Raw genomic sequence first — 7,979 nt, 5'->3', positions numbered from 1 at the left:
TGCTGAGTCGAGGAACTCTTTTCTATGATGTTCACCTATCCCAAAGACATCCAATCCCATCACATCAGCATATTCAATTCTCTCCAAAAGTTCCGAAAGGGCTAATGCGCTGTTTTCGTTTTTATTTTTTCCATCCCCGATTGAAGCTGCGGCAAAACTGTCTATTCCAATTTGCATGTTTTTTTTTAGACGTGAGTTATGAGAAGCGAGAAGCGAGAGCCGAGAAATTAGAACCAAGAGCCAAGATCCAAGAAAAAAGAGCCAAAGCCTGCCCCGAGTATAGGGGAGCCAAGAAAAAAGAAACAATAAACAAAGTCTGATTCTCTTATTGGGAAATAAGAAACAAGGGCCAAAGCCTGCCGAGAGAATCGGGGAGCCGAGAACTGAGATGCGTGAAAATGAAAACCTTCCCAGCATATCGGGGAGTCAATAAAATGCAAAATTTTAATTAAATCCCTAAAGAGCTAGTCCATATCTGGGTGCCTGACTCAAAAAATATTCAATACGACCAAACAACTGACATTTTTAAAAAAACATGACTTTTAACCAATTTGGTTGGTAGATATATGAATAATAATATCTTTGTCGGATTAAAATTTGACAGTAAATTCAAAAAAGCATTATGGAACAAATGTTAATTTATTTGGTCCCTGTATTGGGGATTATAGGCCTGATAGTGATGGCATTCAAATCTGCTTGGGTTACCAAGCAGGAAACCGGAGATGAAACCATGGTAGAATTGGCAGGTCACATTTCCAAAGGAGCCATGGCCTTTTTGAAAGCCGAATGGAAAATCCTTGGCTATTTCGTAGTTATCGCCGCAATTATTTTAGGATGGTCAGGAACATTGGTGGAAACCTCAAGCCCGGTCATTGCCATTTCATTTGTTATTGGAGCCTTTTTGTCGGCTTTCGCAGGTTACATGGGTATGAATATCGCCACCAAGGCAAATGTAAGAACCACACAAGCAGCCAAAACAAGTTTGAAAGGCGCTTTGAATGTGTCCTTTACAGGAGGTTCGGTTATGGGCTTAGGTGTCGCTGGTCTTGCTGTTTTGGGTATGGGTTCTTTGTTTATTGTGTTTTATAATGTTTTTGTTATTTCCACAGGTGGTGATGTGAATGGTGCTGCCATGGAAACTGCCTTGGAAGTTTTGGCAGGCTTTTCATTGGGTGCTGAATCTATTGCATTGTTTGCCCGTGTGGGTGGTGGTATTTATACCAAAGCTGCTGATGTAGGTGCTGACTTGGTCGGTAAGGTCGAAGCTGGAATTCCAGAAGATGATGTAAGAAACCCCGCGACTATTGCCGATAACGTAGGGGATAATGTTGGAGATGTTGCTGGAATGGGAGCGGATCTTTTTGGTTCTTATGTAGCTACAATTTTGGCTTCTATGGTATTGGGGAGGGAGATTGTTTCAGCTGATAATTTTGGAGGAATTGCACCTGTCTTGTTGCCATTGGTGATAGCTGGTATGGGATTGATGTTTTCCATCGTAGGAACTTTCTTTGTTAAGATCAACAAAGAGACTGACAGTGTACAAGCAGCATTAAACAAAGGCAACTGGATTTCCATTTTATTGACTGTTGCAGCGTCTTATCCATTGATCATGTATATGTTGCCGGATGGTGATTTGATTTTATCAAGAGGCGGATCCTTTGTATTTACCAAAATGGGCGTTTTCGGTGCAGTGGTTATTGGTTTGGTGGTAGGCGCCTTGATGAGTATGATTACTGAATACTATACTTCCATGGGCAAGCGTCCTGTGATGTCCATCATCAAACAATCTTCTACAGGTCATGCCACCAATATTATAGGAGGCCTTTCTGTGGGAATGGAATCCACTGTTGCACCTATTTTGGTTTTGGCCGCAGGTATTTATACTTCCTTTCTGGCAGCTGGTTTATATGGAGTGGCAATTGCAGCCGCAGGTATGATGGCCACAACTGCCATGCAGTTAGCGATAGATGCTTTTGGACCAATCGCTGATAATGCAGGTGGTATTGCTGAAATGTCTGGTTTGCCAAAAGAAGTTAGAGAAAGAACGGATATTCTGGATGCTGTAGGAAACACTACCGCTGCATCTGGAAAAGGATTTGCAATTGCTTCAGCTGCATTGACCGCTTTGGCCTTGTTTGCTGCTTATGTTGGAATCGCAGGCATTGATTCGATTGATATTTATAAGGCAGATGTTCTGTCAGGTCTTTTTGTTGGAGCGATGATCCCTTTTATATTCTCGTCTTTGGCGATTGCAGCTGTTGGCCGTGCAGCCATGGATATGGTCAATGAGGTAAGGAGACAGTTCAGGGAGATTCCGGGAATCATGGAATACAAAGCCAAGCCGGAATATGAAAAATGTGTGGAAATATCCACTCAGGCATCATTGAGGGAAATGGTCGCACCTGGAGCGATTGCTTTGCTGACTCCGATTATCGTCGGATTTGCTTTTGGTCCTGAGGTTTTGGGCGGAACTTTGGCTGGGATTACAGTATCAGGTGTACTGATGGGTATTTTTCAAAACAATGCCGGTGGTGCATGGGACAATGCAAAAAAATCTTTTGAAAAAGGAGTGATGATCGATGGCGTGATGCAGTATAAAGGCTCAGATGCCCACAAAGCTTCTGTCACGGGTGATACTGTAGGTGATCCATTCAAAGATACTTCAGGCCCATCGATGAACATCCTGATAAAGCTGACATCAATTGTGGCACTTGTAATCGCACCACATATTTCTGAGGGAGATAGACATACAAGAACTCATATAGAAGTTGAAAAAATTGAAATACAAGAGGTAGTACCTGAGGTTTCGAAGGAAATCGTTTCGATTGATAATATCGAGATAAAATAGAATTTTCAAAACCGATTTAAAAAGCCGTCTTTCAAGACGGTTTTTTTTTGACTATGAGATATATAATATTTAAAGTCCCTTGTCAAAAAAGAAAAGACAATTATTTGAATAATGAACTTAAGGGATTTTGCGCCTATATTTTTAATAACGAAAATCGCAATTTTTTTACATGGATGTGGGCAATGATGCCAGTAAAATTGAAATCATTATAATTCTCGCTAGGAAAGTGAAATGTCCGGTACTTCCCTGCCTGCCGGCATGTAGGGGACTTCCAACCTGTTTGTAGTAGAAAATTGGGTTACGGGCAAAGAGGAGGATAACTATTTTTTTTATCTAAATCCTGATTTGTAATTTTTTGCAGTAATATGAAATAATATGTCGCAAAACAACTTGATTAAAAATGATATTCTATTTTTTTAAATAAAGTAGAATTATAATTTTTTATCCAATTAAATCAAGCCTATTTGTTGTAAAATTTCATAAAATGTAATAATATAGGTTTTTATTAATTTATTTAAACAGTATAGTTTGATTTTAAAAATCTGCTTAAAATACCAGGGAATTTGCTGGTTTTTGCTGTTTTTTGATTGAAAGAATATGGTTGATCCAACCTAACATATAGCGCAAGGTCTGTTATTTTAATAACGGTTTAAATTGAAAACTAATCTTTAACCTTAATTCAAACAACTATGAAGAGAAAATTTACTGGTCTCATTCTTCTCTTATTGGTAGTTTCCTTTGGCATTCCAGATGTGTTTGCCCAAGATGTTACCATAAGAGGAAAAGTAACCTCCCGCGATGATGGACAGCCACTTCCGGGAGTAACCGTTTTGATTCAGAACACCACCATGGGTACTGTCACCGACATTGATGGAAATTACTCCATTAATGTGCCAAGTGGAAGCAATGTTCTGACTTATTCATTTATTGGTTTTGTGGGCCAATCTGTTGAAATCAACAATAGGTCTACTGTTGATGTGGTGATGGTCACCGACACAAAGCAGCTTTCAGAATTTGTAGTAACAGCATTTGGAATTGAACAGGACAAAAAGACCCTTGGATATGCTGTGCAAAGGGTAGATAGTGATGATATCATCCGCACAAAACAGCCTAATTTGGTCAATTCACTACAAGGACAAGCAGCTGGTGTTCAAGTGACCAATGCAGGTGGCGCACCTGGTCAAAGTGCTAGAATCGTCATAAGAGGCATCAATTCTTTAAGTCCCGGGGCGGACAATCAGCCCCTGTTCATAGTTGATGGTATTCAAATTGACAACTCCACCATTGAATCTCCCGGAACACCCAGAGGGCTTTCCAACAGAGTAGCGGATCTTAATCCTGATGACGTTGAATCAATGAGTATACTCAAAGGGGCTGCCGCAACTGCGCTTTACGGAGTAAGAGCAGCAAATGGTGCTGTCATTATCACCACAAAAAGAGGAAAAGCAGGAACCACTGAGGTGAATTTCAGTTCTTCTGTTGGGTTTGAAACCCCTAATAGAATTCCAAGGCTTCAGGAAAATTTTGGTCAGGGTTTTAGTGGCGTTTATGATCCTACAAGCTTTTGGCCTTCTTGGGGAGCACCTATCTCAGAAGTGGCGCAAACAGTCCCCGGACATCAATACCAGAATAATTGGAGAAGGGTTTTTGATACTGGTATGCAGGTTTCCAATAACTTGAGTATTTCAGGAGGCAGTGAAAAAGCCACATTCTTTGGTTCTTTTGGAAGGTTTGATCATGAGGGAATTATGCCCTTCAGTGGATGGGCAAGGACATCAGCCAAATTAAACGGACAGATAAAAGTCTCGGAGAAGTTTAACTTCTCTAGTTCCCTAAATTATATTAATTCTGGTGGCAACAGGGTTCCACATGACAGATTTATGGAAAGGATGGTTTATTGGGCTGAAACGCAAGATGTAAGGGATTACATCAATCCTGATGGAACTATGAAAACTTATGGGTCTAACACGAACCCAATTTATGATGCCAGGTTCAGTACATTTGAAGATAATGTGGACAGGTTAATAGGAAATGTTACCTTGAACTATAAGCCGGCTGATTGGATTGATTTCACATATCGTGTCGGAGCTGATGTGTTTTCTGATAGTAGGACAGAAATCACCCCAGGACCTAAAGGGATTGACGGTGAAAGAGCCTTGAGTGCCACAGGATTTATCCGTGAAATCAGAATCAATAGCAGAGACCTGACCTCCACTTTTATTGTTTCCATGCAAAAAAGATGGAGTGAAAAATGGCATACTTCTTTAAGGTTTGGTAATGATATTTTCGAAAGGAAATTCGATAGGCTATCTTCTTTGGGACAGGACTTTGTTATTCCTGAGTTTTTTAACCTCTCCAATACCAGGCAGGTATTCAGTGATCAGGGTAAGAGTATCAGAAGATTGGTTGGTTTCTATGGGGATGTCACAATAGATTATCAAGGAACGCTTTTCTTGAATATTACAGGGAGAAATGACATTTCTTCTACTTTACCTCAGCAGAACAATTCTTTTTTCTACCCGAGTTTCAATCTAAGTTATCTGTTTTCAGAATCTTTTGAATTACCCTCATGGATGTCTTTTGGAAAAATCAGAGCTTCTTATGCTGAAGTAGGTAAAGATACCAATCCGCATTTGTTAGGCGCAACTTATGTGACACCCTCAATTTATCCTTTGGAAGGGCAGGTTGGTTTCACAAGGTTTGGGGGATTTGGAGATCCAAACCTTAGACCGGAGAGAACCTCCTCAATAGAATTGGGTACTCAACTTGGTTTTTTGAACAACAGGATAGAAGTGGATATTGCCTATTATAAAAATAACACCAAGGATCAGATTATACCTGTACCCGTATCCCCAGCTACAGGATTTACTTCTTACATCACCAATGCAGGTGAGATACAGAATGAAGGAGTGGAATTTATGATCAAAGCTTTAGCTGTTCAAAGGAATGATTTTAGATGGAATGTCAATTTCAATTTATCCTATAATGATAATATGGTCAAATCCATCAGAGAAGGAATTGATGAGATTATCATTGGTAACCAATTTGGATATGTTGGAAGTACGGTTACCATGAAGCTTATTGAAGGAAGACCTTATGGAGATATTTATGGTAGCAGTTACACAAGGTACTATGCAGGAGGAAGACCTGAGGGTGTAGAAACTCTTGATAAAAACCTCCCCATAGTGATCGGTGCCAATGGTTTCCCTGTAAGAGATGGAACCCAATTGATTTTGGGAAATGCCATACCGAAATGGTTTGGCGGAATCCGTAATGATTTCAACTATAAAAATTGGGATTTTTCATTTTTGGTAGATTGGAGATGGGGTGTAGATCAATATAATCAATTTGACAATTTCTTGTCGGCCTTTGGCCTAAATGAATACACCAATGACCGAAATGACCTCAAGGTCTTTGAAGGTGTATTAGCAGATGGATCCCAGAATACTCAAGAAGTATGGTTGGGACAAGGTGACGGTCCTGATGGAAGGGGCTATGGTGCTGGATTTTATCGAAATACTTACAGGACAGTCAGTGAGAATTTTGTGCAGGATGCAAGTTTCGTCAAACTAAGGAACATTACTTTGGGCTATAATTTTAACCCAAGGTTATTAGAGAATACCTTTATCAGATCTCTAAGAGCCTCAGTTGCTGCCAACAATATCATCCTTTACACCCCTTGGGACGGGTTTGACCCAGAATCTTTCAGTGCGGGTGCAGGCGGTAATGCTGTAGGTTTTACAGGCCTGGGTTTCCCGGCGGTTCAAAGCTTCTTTTTTACTTTAAATCTTGGATTCTAAAAACCAGCAACCATGAAAAACTTATCAAAACTTAAAATACTCTTGATAGCATCAATGATGGTGTTTTTGGCATCTTGTGATGAATGGCTCGATGTCAATGAAAACCCCAATAATCCAACAGATGCACCAATCCAAGGATTACTTACCAATGTGGTGCTTGAATCTACAATGAATGTATATAGAGCAGGTTCAATCTCAAGTAATTATGTTCAGCACCTTGCTTCGCCCAATCCTTCAAGTTCATCAGATATTATGGATCCTTTGGATTACAGTGGTACTTGGGGTACTTTCTATTCTGTGATGTCTGATAATACTGACTTGATCAGGAAAGCAGAGGATTTGGGAGCTTCACACTATGTGGCGGTTGCCCAAACCATGATGGCCCTGAATCTTGGGATGGTTGTAGACATGTGGGGCAATGTTCCCTATTTTGAAGGTTTTACATTCGAAACCGTAACTCCCATATTTGATAATGACCAACAATTATATGCAGAGGTCATTTCTTTATTAGATCAGGCTATCGTCAATTTTAATAGTACTTCCACAGTGACTGTAAGAGGTGATGATTTTATCTTTCAGGGAAATATCCCTAAATGGATCAAATTTGCAAATTCACTTAAAGCGAGGTTTTTAATTCATACAAAAGGAAAGGCAGGATACAATGCAGCTAATGTTTTATCAGCTGTTTCAGCTGGTTTTGCTGCAAATGCTGATGATGCAAAAATGAATTTCTTTGAACAGAGAAGAAACCCTTGGGAAGTGATTGCGCTTAACAACCAAAATCTTCTTTTGGGAGGATGGATTTCTTCTCAATTTATTGAAGCATTGGACGGGACATCTTACCCTATAGCAGACCCAAGATTACCTTTGATGGTCGGAGCAACTGATGGTGGAGCGTATATAGGAGTACCAAATGGTGCAGGTAGGGGTAATGCCCCTGAAAGAGGGGCTAGATCGGTTTTGATTCCTGGTCAATTTTATACCACCCGTACAGGTCCTGTTTTAATAATGACCTATGCTGAACTGAAATTTATTGAAGCTGAGGCAGCATTTGAAACGGATAAACCACGTGCCTATGCTGCATATCTTGAAGGAATCAGAGCCCATATGAGCATGTTATCTGTGAATACCGTCTCCTTAGAGCAGTACATCGCCCACCCATCAGTAAGCATGGGTGAAGCTGCTTTCACTATCAATGATATCTTTAAGGAGAAATGGATTGCCACTTTCCTCAACCCTGAAACTTGGAATGATGCAAGGAGATTTAATTATGCTTATAAGGATATGACACTTCCTGACAACCTCAACCCAAATCTCAATGGACAGTTTAT

Annotated in this window: 3 protein-coding genes; all 3 read left to right on the top strand. The window is 40.1% G+C overall.

All coding sequences use genetic code 11. The features are described from left to right. The first annotated feature begins 622 nt into the window (after positions 1 to 622). Entirely contained in the window at positions 623 to 2,848 is a 2,226-nt protein-coding gene (locus ACEW8U_RS11015) for a sodium-translocating pyrophosphatase (protein WP_373522093.1), read from the top strand. Between the two features lie 689 nt (positions 2,849 to 3,537). Further along, positions 3,538 to 6,648, top strand: coding sequence for a SusC/RagA family TonB-linked outer membrane protein (locus ACEW8U_RS11010; protein ID WP_373522092.1), 3,111 nt, complete (start codon positions 3,538 to 3,540; stop codon positions 6,646 to 6,648). Positions 6,649 to 6,660: 12 nt separating this feature from the next. Then, the coding region (locus tag ACEW8U_RS11005; protein ID WP_373522091.1) for a SusD/RagB family nutrient-binding outer membrane lipoprotein at positions 6,661 to 7,979 on the top strand (1,319 nt) is incomplete at its 3' end.

The organism is Aquiflexum sp., assembly GCF_041751335.1.
Lineage (GTDB): Bacteria > Bacteroidota > Bacteroidia > Cytophagales > Cyclobacteriaceae > Aquiflexum.
This window is presented reverse-complemented; position numbering and strand designations above follow the sequence as displayed.

Excerpts from the sequence above, each read along its gene's own strand:
- ACEW8U_RS11015 (WP_373522093.1), top strand. The coding sequence starts at position 623 with ATGGAACAAATGTTAATTTATTTGGTCCCTGTATTGGGGATTATAGGC.
- ACEW8U_RS11010 (WP_373522092.1), top strand. The coding sequence starts at position 3,538 with ATGAAGAGAAAATTTACTGGTCTCATTCTTCTCTTATTGGTAGTTTCC.